The organism is Dehalococcoidia bacterium (assembly GCA_028711995.1).
Classification (GTDB): Bacteria; Chloroflexota; Dehalococcoidia; order SZUA-161; family SpSt-899; genus JAQTRE01.
This window is the reverse complement of record JAQTRE010000020.1, coordinates 1-19,127: the sequence shown is the minus strand read 5'-3', so window position 1 is coordinate 19,127 and position 19,127 is coordinate 1. Positions and strand designations below refer to the sequence as shown.

Sequence of the window (19,127 nt, the reverse complement as noted above, 5' to 3'; positions counted from 1 at the left end):
AGCAATGATTGAAGGGTGCACAGGCCGGAAGTTCTCGGGAAAGGAGACGATGAAATGAATCAGGGTATACCGGAAAGTCGATTGGATAATCATAAGAGGATACTGATCGTCGGCGGCGTGGCGGGGGGGGCTTCCTGCGCTGCCCGGGCGCGAAGAATCTCTGAAGGGGCCGAGATTATCATTTTTGAGCGCGGTCCCTATGTCTCCTTTGCCAATTGCGGGTTGCCATATTATGTGGGCGACGTGATCAAGACAGAGAAAGCGCTCCTGGTGGCAACGCCCGAGCTGTTCAGAAAGCGATTCAACATCGAAGTCCGATTGGAGAATGAAGTCCAGCTTATTGACCGGGAGAGAAGAGAGATCGAGGTAAAAGATGCAAAAAGCGGAAACGTCTATCGGGAGAGATATGATGCGCTTGTCCTCGCCCCGGGGTCAGCGCCGATAAGACCGCCAATACGGGGAATTGATCTCCCCGGCATTCTCACCCTTCGAACGATCCCGGATAGTCATCAGATACGGCAGTGGATCGATGAGAGAGACGCAAGACGCGCGGTAGTAGTCGGTGGCGGCTTCATCGGCATGGAGATGACGGAAAATCTGGTCAATCGGGGTCTCTCCGTCACTATTGTGGAGGCATTGCCGCAGGTGATGGCGTCGGTTGATCCCGAGATGGCCGTGCCTATCCAGAATCACCTGGCTCAAAAAGGTGTTTCGCTTTGCCTCGGCGATGCTGTCTCCGGATTTGAGCAGAATTCCGATGGCACTCTCGCCGTGTCAACGAAGTCGGGCGCAAGGCATATGGCAGATCTGGTTATCCTTGCCATTGGTGTTCGTCCGGAAGTTAGTCTGTCAAGGGCGGCGGGCATCGAGATTGGCAAGCGGGGAGGCATCCGGGTCGACGATCAAATGCGCACCAGCGACGAGCGGATATGGGCGGTCGGCGATGCCGTTGAGGTGAAGGATTTTGTTACCGATGAGTGGACACTCATTCCCCTCGCAGGACCGGCCAATCGTCAGGGACGAATCGCAGCCGATGTTATCCTGGGACGCAATGCCAGATTTCGGGGAACTCAAGGAACGGCGGTATGTCAGGTTTTTGACCTGACGGTTGCCTCAACCGGAGCCACTGAGAAAACGCTGAATCAAACCGGTATCCATGGTAAGCCGGCTCAATACGAAAAGATTTATCTTCATCCGGGCCATCATGCCAATTACTATCCTGGCGCCAAACCCATGACGATCAAGCTTATTTTCTCAACCGATGACGGCAGAGTCCTGGGGGCGCAGGCCGTCGGCGAGGAGGGCGTGGAGAAGCGCATCGATGTGATCGCCATGGCCATCCAGAAGGGCTCGACCGTTTTCGATCTGGAGGAAGCCGAAGTGTGCTATGCACCGCCATTCGGCACAGCCAAGGATCCGGTGAATATTGCAGGTATGATTGCTGCCAATGCCCTTCGAGGTGATGCCCCGGTGAACCACTGGGATGAGATCGATAAGGCGGAGGCGACGATTCTGGATGTCCGTGAGGTGGCCGAATTCAGTGCCGGTCACGTTCCGGGGGCAGTGAATATCCCGCTCGGAGAACTCCGCGCCAGAATGGGGGAGTTAGCGCCGGATAAAGAGATACGGACCTATTGTGCGGTAGGGCAACGCTCGTACTATGCCTCCCGTGCCCTTCTGCAGCACGGGTTTAAGTCCCGAAATATGTCCGGTGGGATCAAGAGCTATGGCGCACATCGGCAGATCGAGATGCGGGAAACCTGCCGTTAATTGGCCAGTCTGCGCGTGATTTCCAGGAGCTTTGCGCTGCCTTCCGGAGAGAGGCCGAGGATATCGATCTCTTCCTGTAGCGAGGCGAGTGTCCCGTGGCCTCCGACATAAGCGTTGACGCGTGTGGTGGCGGTGGAATTGACAAAATCGTTCACCACGGGATATATGGCCTTGTATTCGTTTTCCAGAAGGGAGTGGTGGCGTAGATAGTATTTCTGATGATACCCTTCAGCCAGATAGAATGACGTGGCGGGGACAATTCGGTTGAAGATGTCGCTCTTTGAATTGGCGAACTCACGGCTTTGAGAATCCTGGGCTAATCTTCTTTGCTCTTCATTGTGAAAGAAGATAAGGGATGCGTATTGTCGCGACCATGTCGGTTGTCTGCAGTTGTGGTTGCTCCAGAACACGTCCAGCAATTCTTTGTACGATACTTGAGCCGGATCATAGTCGATCTGGATTGTCTCTGTGTGGTCGCCAAGATTGTGGTACGAAGGGGCAGCCGTGGTGCCTCCCGCATATCCCACACGGGTCCGGACCACCCCTTTGATGTTCCCGAACCGGGAATCGGGGCCCCAGAATCAGCCCATTCCAAACGTGGCCGTCTGGATTCGGGTTGGTGCATGTATGTCTATCGGCGGTATGAGGGAATCGGCAATAGTGTTATTCGAATTCATGGATTACTCCTTGGCCGTTTCATCAAATTTCAGCGCGGCAGAGTTGGTGCAGTAGCGCAGTCCGGTAGGTGCGGGACCGTCCTCGAAGACGTGGCCAAGATGCGCCCCGCATCGGTCGCAAATCATCTCGGTTCTAAGCATTCCGCTGCTTTCATCAGGGGTCGTGAGGATACTCTCCTCAGAGATCGGAGCCCAGAAGCTGGGCCAGCCGGTTCCGGAATCGAACTTGGTCTCCGAACTAAACAGGTCGTTACCGCAACAGACACAACGATATTTGCCGATCGCTTTTGTGTTCCAGTATTCGCCCGAGAAAGCGGGTTCGGTCCCCTTGAGTCTGGTGATGGCATATTGGCGAGACGTCAGAGTCGCCCTCCATTGGTTATCGCTTTTGACTATTTTATTACTCATGGTTCATCTCGTGCCACAGGTTCAATTCGCCAGTATCAGACTTGATGTCTCATCCAGCACAACGGTGGCTTCCAATAACGGGAAGAAGGCTCCATTGCCGCAATTGGTGCAAAGCCCCTCTTGCCAGACATTCAACCGCTTGTGCGTCTTCTCAAGACGTATTTCCAAGGCCAGATCCTCTCCACAATCGGGACATTTCACATTGCTGAAGGAATCAACCCGCTCATACAGTTCGTAATCCATATCGTCCTCCCTTTGATCAGCGCTGCTCGGCTTTATGCCAAACGTGTAGACCAGATAAGCCCTCATACATGATCTAAGGAAATGATACTGACTTGTAGGGAATGAGGATGTGACTTTGGTCACCGGAAGACTGCTGAAAATGTTTTGATAATAGCTTCAGCGTTGTCGGAAGGCTAAGGTAACTTTGATTCAGTGGTGCAGGACCCTTCCTGCCGGGGTTTTAGAGCCTGCCCTGAGCTTGCCGAAGGGGGTGTCCCCTAAATTCCTTATCTTCCCCCAAGAGTGGGGGTCAGGGGGTTGATCAGAGGTTTCCTAAACCTGACAGAGTTCCTGGTAGTTGCAGTAGGCGCACAGCCTTTTGACGTGTTTTGGGAAAGAGTCTTTCGGTTTTGGGATATTCTGGGCTATGTCTTTACAGTATGCATACATTTCTTGCGTTTCCCGGCTAACCTGTGCGGCGAATTCGTCCAGATCGCTTTCGTTGAAAGAATGGTTTAGCTCCTCGTAAGATTCACCCAAGTAGACGATCACCGGGTTGACGCGGTCTGGTTTGGCGTTGAGGATGTCCCTGGCATACAGGACGTACCCCGTCATTTGGCGCAGGTGTTTGTCTCGATCGATCTTGCCGGTCTTCCAGTCCAGGATGTTGAGCTTTCCATCGGCGGTTGGAAAAAGAAAGTCGACCTTGCAGTAGGCCTTCAAGTTGTTCAGCCGGACCTCGCCAAAGTCGTTGGGCTCGATGATCCAGTCGCTTCGGTGGGGATGATCGTCCTGAAGCAGCCACTGATACCGAGGGCTTTGGAAGAAATTTTCAAGGCAGGCCTTCACTTTGCTTTTAAGGTCAGCTGCATCGATCTGATCCCGCTGTTTGTAGTATACTTCGAGGAAAGTCTTGCTCAGGATGGCGCGATCGACCAGATAGGAACTGTAGGCCAGGACCTCGGCGGTGTTTTGAGGGGGTGTGTTCTTTCTGATTCGATGCAATTGTGTGGCGATGGCGTCGTGTACCAGATTGCCGATCTCCAGCGGCGTGCTGGTGAGCGATCTCAGGGAATCCAGCTTCTGAGGGGAGACTTCCCGATCGTATTTCTTGGCGTAGTAATCGTACCAATACCACCTTTTGCAGGTCTCGAATTTATCATAGCGGCTGACGGACCAGCCCAGAATCGGGGTGAAGGAATATTTTCTCTGCATGGCTATTGACTGGGAGCAAAGTCCAGGATTTCAAGCTCAAGGGATTCTCTGCCCATCCACTTGTTCAGCTTCAAGTTGTAGACAATATCGATCAGCGGCGGATTGTCCTCATTGAGATAATTGAGGCCAAAGCCGATGGCATCCCAGATGGTCCCTTTATCATTCAGCTTGAGCTTTATGTGCTCGCCGTCACTACCGACCTGGCGGGAACCCACTACCTTTACCCCCCGGCTCAGAAAGGTAGGAGACGGATTTTCTTGCCCAAAAGGTTCCAGCCGACTGATGAGATCGAGCGTTCTACCGCCGAGAGCAGCCAGTGAGACCTCGGCATCGACGTTAATTGTTGGCTGAAGGTCAATGCCAGTCAGCTCACGTTTGGCTATCTGCAGAAGTCTTTGCCGCAAGGGATCTATATTCTTGTTTGTCACTCCAAAACCGGCTGCTCGCGCATGACCGCCAAAGTGGGAAAGCAAGTCCTGGCACTCGGCCAGCGCCGCAACGATGTTGAACTCCGGGATGCTGCGAGCGCTTCCCATGCTCTCCTCTTCGCCCACGTCGATAACCACAGCCGGACGATAGTATTTATCCGTCAGTTTGCCGGCCACCACTCCGTTGACCCCGGCATGGAATTCAGTGTCATCGACGATCAGGAGGGCAATAGCCGGATCAATCGGCGAAAGCTTCTGCTCAGCCAGCGTCATAAACTGGCTGGTCATCTGCTGGCGTTCGATGTTCCTTGCCTCAAGGATTGCGGCGAGCTGGCGGGCCTTTTCGGTGGAATTCGTCATCAGAAGGTCGTAGCTGACGGAGGCGTGATCCAGTCTGCCGGCAGCGTTGAGGCGGGGAGCCAATACATAGGATATGGTTTCGGCGTTGAGTTGCCCCATTTCTTTCCCGGCGGAAGCGATCATCGCCCGGATGCCAAGGCAGTTGGTTATGTTCAGTGCTTCAAGGCCTTGCTTGACCAGATAGCGGTTTTCGCTCAGCAGCGGGGACATGTCGGCCACCGTTCCCAGTGCTACCAGGTCGAGAAAAGTGTCCGATTGGTCGTCTCTGCCCGTTGCTCGGAAAAGCGCTTGCAGAAGTTTGAAAGCAACGCCAACACCGGCCAAATCGCGGCAGGGATAGGCTGAGTCGGGGCGCTTGGGATTGACCACTGCCAGGGCTCTGGGAAGGGTCCCGGTCACTTCGTGGTGATCGGTGATGATCAGATCGAGTCCCATTTGAGTGGCCGTTTCTGCCTCGGCATAGGCGGTGACGCCACAATCAACGGTCACGACCAAGCTTGCCCCTTGCTTGTGCAGGTTCTGGAGGGCGGCTACATTCAAGCCGTGCCCTTCATCCACCCGGTGGGGAATATAGCTGATGACGTTCCCCCCCATCTTCTGCAGTCCTTGAACCAGCAGAGCTGTGGACGTGACGCCGTCGGCATCAAAATCGCCAAATACGGCGATGGTCTCTCCCCCCAGGACCGCACGTATAATCCGGGCCACCGCTTTTGCCATATCAGGGAGCAAACGGGGATCATTTTCCAGTTGCCTGTCAGCGGTGAGAAAGAGTTCGGCCTGGCGGGGGTCGGTGACGCCTCGATTGTACAGCAACTGGGCAAGGAGCGAAGGAATGTTGGCATAAAGAGATAGATGTTCTGCCGGAGCAGGCGGGAGAACCTTCCATCTCATTGGGTGTCTCCGATCTGCTCAGTCAGCGGACTGCCGGATATATCGATTGAGGCCGAATGCCATCCCATAGGAATGAATCTACACCATTTTTACAGGCCAAGTCAACCAACTCCTATCTATCCGAAAATGATATTTATATGTGTGCTCTCACCTGACAGGCGCGAGATGCCAAAACAGTCATCCCCCTTGATCCCTTGGTCTTAGGGGAGGGGCATACCCGAAGCAGAGAATTTACTGCATTGGTCAACCGCTTTTTTGGGTTTCCACCAAAATTCTTCACTGTAACGATGTCTCGGAGCATCGCCAGAACGACGAAATCCGCGGATAAAGGATATGTAAAAGCACTTGACAGCGAAGATTGTCATTAGCTATGATGCAGGGGAGAGAAATTCATGACAAAGTACATCTTTGTCACCGGCGGTGTTGTTAGCTCAGTGGGCAAGGGGATTGCTGCCGCTTCTATCGGCCGAATCCTCAAAAGCCGGGGCCTCACTGTATCCCCACAGAAACTGGACCCCTATTTGAATGTTGACCCCGGCACGATGTCTCCCTATCAGCATGGGGAGGTTTTTGTAACTGAGGACGGCGCAGAAACCGATCTTGATCTGGGGCACTATGAACGTTTCATCGATGTCAACCTCTCTCAGGCCTCCAATGTAACCTCGGGGCAGATCTACAGCGGAGTTATCGGCAGGGAACGGAAGGGTGATTTCCTGGGAGGCACCATCCAGGTGGTGCCCCATGTCACTGACCAGATAAAGCGGCGCATACTGGATGTTGCCGAGGAAAGCCAGGCTCAGGTAGTGATCTGTGAGATCGGCGGAACTGTGGGTGACATCGAAGGGCAACCCTTCCTGGAGGCCATCCGGCAGATGCGCCATGATATCGGGCCGGGCAATGTCCTCTATGTCCATGTAACCCTTCTTCCTTATATATCCGCCTCTGAGGAGGTGAAGACAAAACCAACTCAACATAGCGTGAAGGAGCTTCGCGCTATTGGTATTCAGCCGGATGTGATTATCTGCCGTAGCGATTACCCGGTACCCGAAGGGCACAGGGATAAGATCGCGCTTTTCTGTAGTGTTGAGAGGAGGGCGGTGATTCCGCTGGTTACCATTCCCAATATCTATGAAGTGCCGTTGATTCTGGAAGAGGCGGGGTTGGGTGATTTCATTGTTGATCGGCTTGGCCTCTGTGAGACGGGTCGGGATATGGAAGAGTGGCGGCATATGGTAACGCGGATGAAGAGACCCAAGGAGTCGCTTCCGATAGCCCTTGTGGGGAAATATGTTCAGCTTAAGGATGCTTATCTTTCGGTGCGTGAGGCATTACGTCATGCGGCTCTGGCGCATGACCGGGATGTGGATATCGTTTGGATTGACTCTGAGGACCTTGAAACGGAAGGGGCCGAGGCCTTGCTTCGCGATGTTCAGGGAATTGTTGTTCCCGGTGGATTTGGCTATCGCGGCATAGAGGGGAAGATCAAGGCAGCCAGGTACGCCAGGCTAACCGGGGTTCCTTATCTTGGACTTTGCCTGGGGATGCATGTGATGGTCATCGACTTTGCCCGACATGTTTTGTGCTCCGGCGAGCCGAACTCTGCTGAATTCTGTGCCGACACCCGGTATCCGGTGATTGATCTTCTCCCCGAACAGCGTTGCATAGAAGATAAGGGCGGCACCATGCGCTTGGGCCTTTATCCGTGCAAGCTGGTTCTGGGGACGAGAGCGGCTGAGGCCTATGGTTGCCCCGAGGTGTGTGAACGCCATCGTCATCGATTTGAGTTCAACAATACTTTTCGGGAGCAGTTGGAACAAGCTGGGTTGATCATCAGCGGTCTCTCTCCCGATGGGACCCTGGTGGAGATAGTGGAGGTAAAAGGGCATCCCTGGATGGTCGGCACGCAAGCGCATCCAGAGTTCGCTTCCCGGCCCAATCGTCCCCACCCGCTTTTCTATAGATTCGTCGAGGCCGCCAAGAGAATGTTGAGAGAAGGCGATCAACATCCTCTGCCTCTGTAAGTCTGTGGTGTCTGACACCGGTTCGGGGCATCGCCGGGACGTCAGTATTCAGCGATCAGGGTGACTTTAGTGGCGTAGACAAACATGGTGAGATGTGTTATAGTCTGGAAATCGAAGACGGCTTTGAGCCGTTGAGGTTAACCCCTTTGAACAGCTTCATTCTCCAGTTTTGTTAGCAAGGTTGATGTAGTGCGGATTTTCCTCGATACAGCCAACATCGATGAGATACGTCGAGCGGCCAAGCTGGGCGTGATTAGTGGAGTTACTACCAATCCTTCGCTGATGGCCAAGGAGAGTTCATGCAATCTCAAGGAAGTGATCGGACAGATAACCTCCATTGTCGATGGGCCTATCTCGGCTGAAGTGTTGAGCTTGGACGCCAGGGGCATGATTGAGGAAGCCGAGGAGATTGCCTCATGGTCTCCCAATGTGGTGGTCAAAATTCCCATGTCGGCCGCCGGACTGGAGACGATCTCTGCCCTTTCTCCGAAGGGGATAAAATTCAATCTGACGTTGTGTTTTTCTCTTAATCAGGCTTTGTTGGGTGCACGGGCAGGGGCGGCTTACGTGAGTCCTTTTGTTGGGCGGCTGGACGATATCGGGCATGACGGGATTGAGCTTGTAGCGGATATCGTCGATGTCTATCAGCGGTATGAAATAACTACCCGGGTGATCGCTGCCAGCATACGTCATCCGTTGCATTGTATTGAGGCAGCGAGAGCAGGCGCTCATATTGCTACGGTCCCCTTTAAGGTGCTGATGCAAATGATAGAACACCCCCTCACCGAGCGAGGCATTGCTGCGTTTGCTGCGGATTGGCAAAAGGTCGCTCGGCGCTAGGAACCAGCATCTGAGGTCATCGGCTGGTGGCGATGGCTCATCATTCTGGCATTCATGCCGCTGCCCGTATAGCCAAGAGATGTGCGGTCTTCAGGGATTCAAAGGGTGTTGCGTGGGTTGCTGTTTTTCCACTTGTAACATTCGCTGCACTGGATCGAGGTGTAAGCTGTGTGGGAGGTTCTGCATTCAATATGTCTCCGGTTGTTTTCGCATGCATCGCTGCGTAGAGTTTCGGTTTCTAAGTAAGGAATCTGGTTAAGGGGTACAGGATTTCTCAATCGGGGTGCTCAGGGGGGTGATTGAACTTAATCAGGGATTCCGTAAAAGGGGTGAACGATGAATTATTCCGAACTGGAAAGCAAGACCCGCGATGAATTGGTCGATATGGCCAAGGAGCTAGGCATATCGGGGTATTCCTCGCTGCGCAAAGAAGAGCTTGTTCTTCGTTTGCTTCAGGGCTATACCGAGCAGCAGGGCCACACCTTCCGAGGCGGTACTCTGGAGATTATGCCGGATGGACACGGATTCCTGCGTCAGGATAACCTTCGTTCCCGGGTCGAGGATATCTATATATCCCAGTCCCAGATTCGACGTTTTATTCTGAGAAATGGCGATATGGTTACCGGCCAGGTTCGGCCTCCCAAGAACGGCGAGAGATATGCGGGGCTGCTCAGGGTTGAAGCAGTAAACGGAATGGATCCGGAGGCTGCCAAGGTCCGTCCCCACTTTGAATACCTTACGCCGATCTTCCCCAACAAACTGATCAACCTTGAGACCGAGCCCAAGAACCTTTCCACCCGGCTGATCAATCTGATTTCTCCCATAGGTCGGGGACAGAGGGGGCTCATCGTATCGCCGCCCAAAGCTGGGAAAACTTTTTTACTCAAGCACATTGCCAATGGGGCTCTGAAGAACTATAACGATATTCACCTTATTGTGTGCCTTATCGGCGAGCGGCCGGAAGAGGTTACGGACTGGGAGAAGTCCGTCAAGGCCGAGGTGGTCAGTTCCACGTTTGATGAGCCGGTGGAGGAACATACACGGGTGGCCGAAGTTGCCCTGGAAAGGGCCAAGCGATTGGTGGAGCTCGGGACTGACGTGGTGATCCTGCTTGATTCTCTTACCAGACTCACGAGGGCCTATAATCTGGCGATGCCTTCCAGCGGGCGGACTCTCACCGGCGGTGTTGATACCGGTGCGCTCTATCCGCCAAAGAGGTTCTTCGGGGCAGCCCGTAACGCCGAAGAAAAGGGCAGCCTCACCATTATCGCCACCTGCCTGGTGGATACGGGCAGCCGTATGGACGAGGTGATCTACGAAGAATTCAAGGGTACGGGGAATATGGAGCTTCACCTGGATCGAAAGCTGGCCGAGCGTCGCATTTTTCCTGCTATAGATATTCAGCGGAGCGGCACCCGGCATGAGGAACTGCTGCTTGATGAGTATACCTTGAAACAGGTGTGGCTGCTGCGGCGCATGATGGCACTGGTATCATCCAGTGGCTCCGACGCCACCGAGGCCAGCGAGCGTATCCTTGACAGGATGTCCAAGACCAAGAACAATGCCGATTTTCTCGCTTCCTTGTCCAAGGAGATGTAGCCGGGGTTGTTTTGGTGTCTTTGCGAGGAGCGCGTAGCGACGAAGCAATCTCACGACGTGTGAAGAAGGAGATTGCCGCGCCCGATTTCATCAGGGCTCGCAATGACACGTAAAATGTCTTTGCGAGGAGCCGCCGGCGACGAAGCAACCTCAAAATGGGCAAGCAATATTATGTTTACATACTCACGAATAAGAGTAATGCGGTGTTGTACACAGGGGTCACCAACAATCTGAAGCGAAGAGCTTATGAACACAGGGAAAAGCTGGTTGATGGATTCACAAGGAAGTACAACGTTATGCGTTTGGTCTACTATGAGGTTTTTGAGGATGTCGCGGAGGCGATCCTGAGAGAGAAGCAGATCAAGGCTGGCTCAAGGCAGAAAAAGCTGGATTTGGTGCAAAGCCTGAATCCCGGATGGACAGATCTCTATGACGAGATTTGAGATTGCCACGCCCCGATTCCATCCGGGACTCGCAATGACAGATAAGATGTCTTTGCGAGGAGCCCACGGCGACGAAGCAACCTCAAGACGCTTGAAGAAGAGATTGCCGCGCCCGATTTCATCAGGGCTCGCAATGACACGTAAAATGTCTTTGCGAGGAGCCCACGGCGACGAAGCAACCTCAGACCGCATGAAGAAAGAGATTGCCGCGCCCCGATTTCATCCGGGCTCGCAATGACAAATAAAATGTCTTTGCGAGGAGCCATCGGTGACGAAGCAATCTGAAGGGACGCAAAGAAGGAGATTGCCGCGCTTTGCTCGCAATGACACAACCAATGGTACTGTAAGGTGTCTCCTTTTAGACCCATGACAAAAAGCGTGAGTTATGGTATGGTGGAATCTTGGTGGGTGCCAATATAAAGGAAGAATACTGCTTTTCTACCGCAGGGAACCTTTTTAGCTCCGATTCCGTCTACTATACTAGAAAGACCAGATACATATCTGAAGAATGGTTTGGGTTTTGGCAAGCAAGCGTGGAAGGGTTGACAAAGGTATTTAAAGGTGCTATAAAAGTGTTTAATAAGTCCATGATGAAGAAACAAGGGACTATCAGCTACAGGCCAGCTTTGGCTAACAGTCCAGCAATGGCGGCGGATGCCGGCAGGGTGGACTTTACCCCGCAAACCTCCCCTATCCAGTGGCAGCCAAACGCGGAAGAACTCCAGAGGGACTTTGTTGCATTTTATCCCCAGAAGTTTTTGGGGATTGATGATGTATTTTTCTGGTCGCAAACCAAAAAAAACTGCAAGGAGGTGATAGCGGCAGAAATTAATGTGAGATAGCAAGGCAGATGAGACAGAAACCCTTGAAAGGGGGTCTCTGGGAGGGGTTTCCCGGAGCGAAGAATCCAATGGTAGAGAAACAATCTTAGAGAAAAAAGGAGTTTAGATGAAGACAAAGCACACCCTAATCAGTGTTTTGATGATCCTGGCCATTGTGTCCACGCTGTGCGTGGTAATGGCTGTTCCGACGGCTTTTGCTGCCGATGTTAGCGCCACCACCAGTATAAGTCCGACCAGTGGCGCGGGAGGAACAGTAGTAACCGCTGCAGGAACCGGATGGACTGGTTCTCAGGCCATTACCGGCGTTACCGTGGGTGGAGCGGCGGCAATATATACTCTGTCCGTTAGTGCGGGCGGAGTCTTGAGTGGTACCATCACTATCCCTGCAGCAGCGGTTGCGGGTGCAAACAATGTTGTGATTACCGGAGCAACCGATACCGCAACCGAAGTCTTTAACGTTTCCTTAAGCACGGTTGGCTTTGTTGCGGATCCCACGATAGCAGCAACTGCCGCGCTTCAGACCGTTACGTTCAATACCGGTGCAGTGCTGACAGCGGGTGTTGATCAAGTTACTGTTACCTTCCCCACGGGCGCGTATGTACCGGCAGCCATCGCTAAATCCAATGTTGCCGTACAGGTGAACGGAACAGGCTACAAGCCTCTTCTTTCCACCGATCCTGATCCTTCCGTAGCCGGAAATTCAGTCACGGTATTGATTCCTGCCACCTGTAATAACGCGGCTGCTGGCCAGGTTGTTAACGTTAAGTTCTTCGCCGCCTCTGGAATCAAGAACCCGAGCGTTGCCAAAGTGGCCAATACCTATGTGGGTAAAGTCAGCACCACAGCCGAAACAACTCCTGTGAATTCAGCAACGTACTCCGCCATTACTACCATTGTGACGTTTAGTCCCGCAATGACAACAGTCGGTTCAACGGTAACTGTTTCCGGTCTTGGATTTACCCCCGGTACGTCCATTGATATCACTGGCGGTGCTTCTGGCTTTGGCACCGTCGATGCAACCGGTGCTTTCGTTGTCTCGGCAGCAGCCGCTACCCCCGCTGCCATAACGGCGACTGATGGTGCTGGTGTAGTCAATGCTTCAGCTACACCTTTAGTGTTACTTCCAAAGGCTGTCGTCTCGCCTACTAGTGGATTGACCGGTTCTGTCATTGATGTTACGGCCACTGGCCTGACAGCAAATACTCTATATGCCATAGGGGTCAGCGGTGTAGCAGTTCCCGTGATTTCTGCCACTGTTGGTACTGTGGTAGCCGGTGAAATCCGGACCCCTCTCACCGGTACGTCGTTCACGTGTAAGATTGCCATCCCTGCCGGTTCGTCTGCCGGTGCTAAGGTGATTAATGTAAGGGCTACTACTTTTGCTGCCCCTGACTTGGCAGTTGGTTCATTCACCGTCGATGCAAGAACGTTAACCGCCAGCGTGAGCAGTGGTTACAAAGGTGACACCATACTTATGAACGGCGCTGGTTTTGAACCCACCGCGGCCGGTTCTGTCGTCACTGCGCAGATCATCTTCACGGACTCTGCCGGGACTCCATCTGGCAATTTACTTACCACTCCGGCGTCCATAGGTGCAGACGGCACCTTCCAGGCTAGCGTGGTAGTACCAGCCAACAGTGCTGGTGGTGCAGCTCTTGCCGCAGGCACTGGCAGATTCACTGCTACCTCCTCGATTAATGGCGTGGTGACAGCCCCACCAACTATCGCAAGAGCTACCTTCACCATCAACCCGGCTAGCATTTCCTGCTCACCGGTCACAGGGCTTCCCGGTTCGCAAGTTACAGTTACGATGAAGGGTTTGGGGGCATATGCTTCCTATAATAGCGTTACCATTGACGGCGCAACGGTGATTAACTTCGCGCAGACTGCTATTACCAATGCCAATGGTGATTTGACCGCCACGTTCATGTGGCCCGGTCTGGCTGCTGGTCCTCACACCTTTGTCGTGACCGGTCTTACTCCTGTAGCCAGTTTCACGCAGACAACTGGAGCCGTTTCTATCACCGGTGGCTTGAACTCCATTGCCGGTAAGTTCTCCATTGTTTGGACCTTTGATGCAGGCACTCAGGCATGGCAGCTCTATGATACTGCTGCCGGCGCCACCAGCACTGTAACAACTCTTTCCAGGGGTCAGGGTTATTGGATCAATGCCACCGAGGATTGTACGCTTGTTTACGGCGGCAATGTCTATACCCTGAAGACAGGCTGGAACTTGATTGGCTGGCTAGGCTAGAGATTAGATACGATTTAGGGGTTATGACCCCGGAAACCGGGGTCATAACCGGATAGATACGGACTCAAGTTCAAAAGGAGGGATGAATGTCCAGAATCACAGTTTTAATCGCGACTTTAGTAGTGGTCGCGCTGCTTCTCATCCCCACTGTTGCTCTGGCCCAGCCGAATGTGTGCGGCTTTTATGGCTCAGTCACCCTTGACGGAGCTTCGGTAGCCACAGGCACAACGGTGAAAGCCTTAGTAGACAGTGTGGAGGTGAAGTCAGTCACCACTACAGGTTCAAATTACGCAATGTATGTAGACGGCAACTATGCCGGCAAGACGGTTACCTTTACCGTAGGCACAGATGACAATGATGTCGCTGAGACTGCTCTCTGGGAAGCGGGGGCCAACAAGGCGCTCAATCTCAGTGCCAGCAAAGTCCAAGAGGCAACGGGTGTGGCAAAGATCACCCTCAGTCCTGCCAAGGGCATTGTTACCAAGGTAACCGGAACGGGATTCACGCCCAAGGCGACCGTGGGCATCATGTGGAATGCAGTGGGTGCAGATTCCGTATTGGAGCGCGTGACGGTTGATAGCGCGGGCGGCTTCAGTACCATCGTTGTGGCGCAGACAGGCGCTGCAGGCACTTACACCATCTATGCCGCTGAGTCAGCGACCCGGATGGCAAATGCCACCCTTACCATTGACGCCACTGCGAGCACCCCTGGCAAGGATGGTAAAGACGGTAAAGATGGCATAAATGGTACCAATGGTAAAGATGGTATAAATGGTACCAACGGCACCAATGGCGAGGATGGCGAAGATGCCTCTTCAGTCATGGGGATCATCGCTCTCCTGCTTGCGGTGAACGCTTTAGGATTGGCGGTGTTTGTGCTGCTGAAGCTGAAGAAAGTGGGCGCTGCTCTAGCACCAAAGTAAGTCTCACTAACAATTGAATAGGTTTTCTAGGAAGCGGCTCTCCTCTCAAGAGGAGAGCCGCTTTGGTTATTTCACATGCAACTGAGCTTGCTGAAGGAAGGGCAAAGACAGCCAAATGTCCTTGCGAGGAGCCACCGGCAACGAAGCAATCTTACCGGACATGAGAACAAGATTGCCACGCGGAGTTTGTCCTGAGCCCTTCGACGCGGCTCAGGACAGGCTTGATGAAGGGCTCGCAATGACACGCAACTCCCTGCAACAACAAACACTTTCCCCCATGATTGGGGGATCGAGGGGGTTGACCCGCTGGAACGGCGTATGAGCATCACGAGTTTCTGAGTAGTCCGATGAAATCGGGACAAAACAATCTCAGGAAGGGATCGCCACGTCCGCCCAAGGCGGCCTCGTGATGACATAACGTAGTAGTGCTAAGCGAACCCTCTCCACAAAGCAGGACGAAAGGCCCATGACAAATTGTTCAAGGGTGGGCTATATAAAGGTAGACTCCCTGAAATGAGAGAAAGGAGAAGATAATCAAGATGAGGAGTATCTGCCTGTTGTGGTCCATTCTTAGTGTATCTGCGTTGTTTATCTGCTTATTATGCCCTGCCGCATCGCTGGCGGGGAATTCCGGCCCCGTACTCTGTTCTCCTAAAGCTAGCCCGAGCACGGTTAGCGTGGGGTCGCAGCCGGAAGGGAGCCCGTTGGTGTTATCCGTCATTGCCAGGGGGCCGGGTGGTCAGATTTCTACTGTCATCGTGAATCTCCACGGGACCACCGGCGCGCAATACTATGAATCTAGCTCCAACACCATCAGGGATGCTGGTATGGACACTCCTATGAGGAGAGTATATGTGATTGAAGGGGAAGAGGCGTACCTGGTCACCGTGGGAAGCCGATACGAATACAATGATTACCGCAAGGCCTTGACGCATGAGATGGTCAGAGGGACGGCTGTGGCTACGGATAAGTGGCAGGTGGAGTTACCCAACGCCGGAAATATACCGGCAGATTCTCCCCTGATTGTTGTAGTCGCTGCCAATGTGTTCAACCAGCAAAGCACGACTACCATATCCCTCAAGCTGGTGGAGGATGTCACTGCCCCGGAGATGGAGGCGAAGGCGCGGTGCTCTACTGGCAGCAGGCCTGCCCGGGTTGGAGATAGCGTCACCATCGAGGTCAGAGGCGTCGATGATCTGAGCGGGGTCTTTTCCGTGCGACTGGAAGGTGAGGGAGCAGAGGCGGTTTTTGGAGAGAATGCCAATGTGAGACTCAGCCGAGAACCCAATGTTGATGTATGGTCAATTCAGAATACGGTTGCCCGTAATGTTGCGCCGGGTGTCTACCCCGTTGAGGTAGTCGCCGTGGATCGGGCTGGGAATGAAACTATCCAGACAGTGGAGGTGAAGGTAACGAAAGAGGTCACTTCCTTCCAGATTTGCCTGCATGAAGGCTGGAACCTGATCTCGGTGCCCAGAGCATTGAAGAATCCGCAAGTCGGTGCAGTCTTTGCCGGACTCCCGGTAGAGGAGGTGCGGACCATGATAGCCGGGCGATGGACAGATGTCTCGGAGATAACGCCGGGGTTGGGTTACATGGTGAAAGCTGTCGCAGATGTAAATCTGGAGGCGGACTTCGAGGAGCATGACGTTTCAACAACTCCACAGACGATCAACCTGGGGCAGGGATGGAGTTTGATCGGATATACCTCTCAAGCCCTGGTTCCGCAGATGCCGCTCAGCTTTTATCTGGGGGACGACCTGAAGGGCAAGTGGCTGACTGTTTATACCGAGGAAGGGGATCAATCCAGGCCGCAATCAACTTCGCCCTATATCTGGGCCACTGATGGCTTTCCGTCAATCACAGGTGAGCCCTATTCTGCGAATCGCTCGGATAATCTGCCCGCAGTTGAGTTGGGCAAGGGATATTGGATTTACCTGATTGATGCAGGAGTGCTGGTACCGTAGGTTTGCCATCAGTTGTCAGCAGGGCTGATGCCGTGTGGTCGCTTTTTCAGAAGGAGGGTAGTTGTGTCATCGCGAGGATCGCCTTGGGCGGACGTGGCGATTTCTGGGCGAAGCTGCATGCCTTCCTGAGATTGCTTCGTCCCGATTGTACCGGACTCGCAAAGACATAGCGTTTTTATCACTTAACGTAGTCGTGGAAGCCCGAACCCTGCCATCAGCGAGAAGTTGTCAATTCTCGTGAGGGTGAAGGGACACTTCCCTTCCGGGGGGTTGGGGGTGTCCCCCAAATTCAACAATTCCCCCAACGATTGGGGGTGAGGGGGTTTAGTTGAGGTTTTGGGAAAGCCTCTGAGGGTGTCACTTGTAGGGGGCTCGATCCATCGCGCCCTTGAAACGTTAGGCCGGGCTATCTATCATAATCCAGGATGAGCACCTGTGTTTCGGCCGGTAGGGTGGACTTGTTGAGGATCAGCTTGGGTAGCGGCGTGACCTCTTTCATCCCCATTTCCTTCACGAACTTTTCCAGCGGCTCCAGGGCTTCCTGCACCATGGGCGTTTTGTAGTGCATGGGGATCACAATCTTGGGCTGCAGCAAATTGATTACCTCCACTGCGCCTGAGGCGTCGATGGCGGTAAGACCTCCGACTGGCACCAGTAGGACATCAGCATCGCTGATCTCTTCCACCTGCGAGGCAGAGAGGGCATGGCCCAGGTCTCCTAGGTGGCACACTTTGATATCGTCAATCTCGATCAGATAGATGATGTTCTTGCCTCTCTCTTGCCCTTTGGATCGGTCGTGATAAGTAGTGGTTCCGTAGATAAACACTCCTCCGATCTCATATTCGCCGGGACTGCACAGCACCCTGGGGTTGCCGCCGATGCCGCTGGCGAAGTTGTGATGAGGGTGATCGTGGCTGATGGTAACGATGCTGGCTGTGGCTTTGCCGAGGCTATAGCCACAGCTGTTATCGTACGGATCGGTAATGACCGAGGATTGCTTTCCCTTGAGTTTGAAGCAGGAATGACCTAGCCAGGTTATTTCCATTGATTGTCCTCTTTACTAACGTCAAGTATAGCATAAACAGCAGGGCTACGCACGGGGCATCGGGAGGTATCCTTGGATGAGGCAGAATTTGTTTGAAAGGCAAGGAATCGTAGGGGCATGATGCACGGGCTTTTCCCGCGGACAAATGGCGTTACGTCCGAAAGGGGATTAAAATGTCATTGCGAGCTTTGGCGTGGCAATCCCCTTCTTCATCTGCCTGGAGATTGCTTCGTCGCCGCTGGTTCCTCGCAAAGACAGGGAAGAATACACTGCCTTCATTCTAACGAAGATGGGCTGCGCCTACACTGCCCTTATCTTCTGGATTGCCTCCGGTTCAATCTCGAATCCCATGTCGGTGATCATCTGTACGGCTTCATCCGGCGATTGGCCTTCAGTGGTCAAGTAGCCGGAAACGAAAATGGAGTTGGCCGGGTAAAGGCCCAATGGTTGAAGCGAGCGGAGGTGAAATTCCCGGCCACCGGCGATCCTGATTTCAGTGCTCGGGTTGAGAAAGCGCATCAGGCAGAGGATCGAAAGACACTTGATGGGGTTAAGCGTCTTTATCTTTTCCAGCGCAGTCCCCGGGATAGGGTTCAGGAAGTTGACGGGGATGGATGAGGCTTTCACATCCCGTAACGCAAGAGCGATATCGATGATGTCATCATCGGTTTCTCCCATTCCGAAGAGGGCTCCGCAGCATAATTCTAATCCTGCTGCCCTGGCGTTTTGCAGGGTCTGGATCCGATCAGAATAGCTGTGCGTGGTGCATATCTGGGGATAGAGGCGCTCGGCGGTGTTCAGGTTGTGGTTGTAGCGGTCAACTCCTGCCTCCTTGAGTTTGAGTGCCGTTTCCTCGCTGAGGTGTCCCAGGGAGTTGCAGATTTCGATATCCACTTCTTTCTTGATGTTCCGAACCACGCGGCAGAGACGGTCCACATCTTGCTTGGAGGGAGCATAGCCACTGGTCACGATGCAGTATCTCCGGGCATGGCTGGATTTGGCCGTATGGGCGCCTTTGATGATGATATCCTCATCCAGCAGCGGATATTTTTCGATTGTTGCCTCAGAAACTGCGGATTGGGAGCAGTAGGCGCAATCTTCCGAGCAGAGACCGCTCTTGGCATTGATGAGAAGCTGGATGATCACCCTTTTCCCGAAATACCTTTCCCTTACCCTGAATGCCGCGTTCAGAAGCTCCAGTATGTTATCTGACGGACAACGC

The 19,127-nt window shown here is 53.4% G+C and carries 15 protein-coding genes and 1 pseudogene; 9 read left to right on the top strand and 7 right to left on the bottom strand.

Annotation, left to right across the window (positions count from 1 at the left end):
* The first annotated feature begins 54 nt into the window (after positions 1-54).
* Entirely contained in the window at positions 55-1,770 is a 1,716-nt protein-coding gene (locus PHV74_04830; protein ID MDD5093692.1) for an FAD-dependent oxidoreductase, read from the top strand.
* Here PHV74_04830 and PHV74_04825 read toward each other — a convergent pair.
* The 5 genes and pseudogenes from PHV74_04825 to recJ all read right to left on the bottom strand — a co-directional run bounded on the left by PHV74_04825 (position 1,767) and on the right by recJ (position 5,971).
* Positions 1,767-2,336 (bottom strand): annotated as a pseudogene (locus tag PHV74_04825) (peptide-methionine (S)-S-oxide reductase). The gene PHV74_04830 and the pseudogene PHV74_04825 sit on opposite strands and share 4 nt — an antisense overlap.
* 114 nt (positions 2,337-2,450) lie before the next feature.
* Positions 2,451-2,855 carry a peptide-methionine (R)-S-oxide reductase MsrB gene (msrB, locus tag PHV74_04820; protein ID MDD5093691.1) on the bottom strand — a complete coding sequence of 135 codons (405 nt, stop codon included), beginning with the start codon at positions 2,853-2,855 and terminating at the stop codon, positions 2,451-2,453.
* A gap of 21 nt (positions 2,856-2,876) precedes the next feature.
* Complete coding sequence (locus tag PHV74_04815; GenBank protein ID MDD5093690.1) at positions 2,877-3,098, bottom strand: hypothetical protein; 222 nt, start codon at positions 3,096-3,098, stop codon at positions 2,877-2,879.
* 312 nt (positions 3,099-3,410) lie between these two features.
* A complete protein-coding gene (locus PHV74_04810) occupies positions 3,411-4,292 on the bottom strand; it encodes a PD-(D/E)XK nuclease family protein (GenBank protein ID MDD5093689.1) in 882 nt (293 codons plus the stop codon).
* A 2-nt stretch (positions 4,293-4,294) separates the two neighbouring features.
* Entirely contained in the window at positions 4,295-5,971 is a 1,677-nt protein-coding gene (gene recJ, locus PHV74_04805) for a single-stranded-DNA-specific exonuclease RecJ (GenBank protein ID MDD5093688.1), read from the bottom strand.
* Between the two features lie 392 nt (positions 5,972-6,363).
* Between recJ and PHV74_04800 the strand changes: the two genes are divergently transcribed.
* The 8 genes from PHV74_04800 (at position 6,364) to PHV74_04765 (ending at position 16,860) form a co-directional block, all read left to right on the top strand.
* The gene (locus PHV74_04800) at positions 6,364-7,992 is read left to right on the top strand and encodes a CTP synthase (protein ID MDD5093687.1); all 1,629 of its coding nucleotides are present in this window, start codon (positions 6,364-6,366) and stop codon (positions 7,990-7,992) included.
* 189 nt (positions 7,993-8,181) lie between these two features.
* Complete coding sequence (gene fsa / locus PHV74_04795; GenBank protein MDD5093686.1) at positions 8,182-8,832, top strand: fructose-6-phosphate aldolase; 651 nt, start codon at positions 8,182-8,184, stop codon at positions 8,830-8,832.
* A 336-nt stretch (positions 8,833-9,168) separates the two neighbouring features.
* Positions 9,169-10,431, top strand: coding sequence for a transcription termination factor Rho (rho, locus tag PHV74_04790; protein ID MDD5093685.1), 1,263 nt, complete (start codon positions 9,169-9,171; stop codon positions 10,429-10,431).
* Between the two features lie 155 nt (positions 10,432-10,586).
* Complete coding sequence (locus tag PHV74_04785) at positions 10,587-10,874, top strand: GIY-YIG nuclease family protein (protein ID MDD5093684.1); 288 nt, start codon at positions 10,587-10,589, stop codon at positions 10,872-10,874.
* Between the two features lie 404 nt (positions 10,875-11,278).
* Positions 11,279-11,716 (top strand): hypothetical protein, encoded by a 438-nt coding sequence (locus tag PHV74_04780; GenBank protein ID MDD5093683.1) that lies wholly within the window; start codon positions 11,279-11,281, stop codon positions 11,714-11,716.
* A gap of 106 nt (positions 11,717-11,822) precedes the next feature.
* Positions 11,823-13,970 (top strand): hypothetical protein, encoded by a 2,148-nt coding sequence (locus PHV74_04775; GenBank protein MDD5093682.1) that lies wholly within the window; start codon positions 11,823-11,825, stop codon positions 13,968-13,970.
* 86 nt (positions 13,971-14,056) lie between these two features.
* Positions 14,057-14,893, top strand: a complete 837-nt coding sequence (locus PHV74_04770; GenBank protein ID MDD5093681.1) for a hypothetical protein — start codon at positions 14,057-14,059, stop codon at positions 14,891-14,893.
* A 707-nt stretch (positions 14,894-15,600) separates the two neighbouring features.
* Entirely contained in the window at positions 15,601-16,860 is a 1,260-nt protein-coding gene (locus PHV74_04765) for a hypothetical protein (GenBank protein MDD5093680.1), read from the top strand.
* Positions 16,861-17,266: 406 nt separating this feature from the next.
* Here the strand turns inward: PHV74_04765 and PHV74_04760 are convergent, their stop codons facing one another.
* Complete coding sequence (locus tag PHV74_04760; GenBank protein ID MDD5093679.1) at positions 17,267-17,905, bottom strand: MBL fold metallo-hydrolase; 639 nt, start codon at positions 17,903-17,905, stop codon at positions 17,267-17,269.
* A 300-nt stretch (positions 17,906-18,205) separates the two neighbouring features.
* Positions 18,206-19,127: biotin synthase BioB (bioB, locus tag PHV74_04755; GenBank protein ID MDD5093678.1), on the bottom strand; the 922-nt coding region annotated here is incomplete at its 5' end.

Bases quoted from the DNA above. Each gene is read 5' to 3' on its own strand.
- PHV74_04830 (MDD5093692.1), top strand. From the start codon at position 55: ATGAATCAGGGTATACCGGAAAGTCGATTGGATAATCATAAGAGGATA.
- msrB (MDD5093691.1), bottom strand. From the start codon at position 2,855: ATGAGTAATAAAATAGTCAAAAGCGATAACCAATGGAGGGCGACTCTG.
- PHV74_04815 (MDD5093690.1), bottom strand. From the start codon at position 3,098: ATGGATTACGAACTGTATGAGCGGGTTGATTCCTTCAGCAATGTGAAA.
- PHV74_04810 (MDD5093689.1), bottom strand. From the start codon at position 4,292: ATGCAGAGAAAATATTCCTTCACCCCGATTCTGGGCTGGTCCGTCAGC.
- recJ (MDD5093688.1), bottom strand. From the start codon at position 5,971: ATGAGATGGAAGGTTCTCCCGCCTGCTCCGGCAGAACATCTATCTCTT.
- PHV74_04800 (MDD5093687.1), top strand. From the start codon at position 6,364: ATGACAAAGTACATCTTTGTCACCGGCGGTGTTGTTAGCTCAGTGGGC.
- rho (MDD5093685.1), top strand. From the start codon at position 9,169: ATGAATTATTCCGAACTGGAAAGCAAGACCCGCGATGAATTGGTCGAT.
- PHV74_04785 (MDD5093684.1), top strand. From the start codon at position 10,587: ATGGGCAAGCAATATTATGTTTACATACTCACGAATAAGAGTAATGCG.
- PHV74_04775 (MDD5093682.1), top strand. From the start codon at position 11,823: ATGAAGACAAAGCACACCCTAATCAGTGTTTTGATGATCCTGGCCATT.
- PHV74_04770 (MDD5093681.1), top strand. From the start codon at position 14,057: ATGTCCAGAATCACAGTTTTAATCGCGACTTTAGTAGTGGTCGCGCTG.
- PHV74_04760 (MDD5093679.1), bottom strand. From the start codon at position 17,905: ATGGAAATAACCTGGCTAGGTCATTCCTGCTTCAAACTCAAGGGAAAG.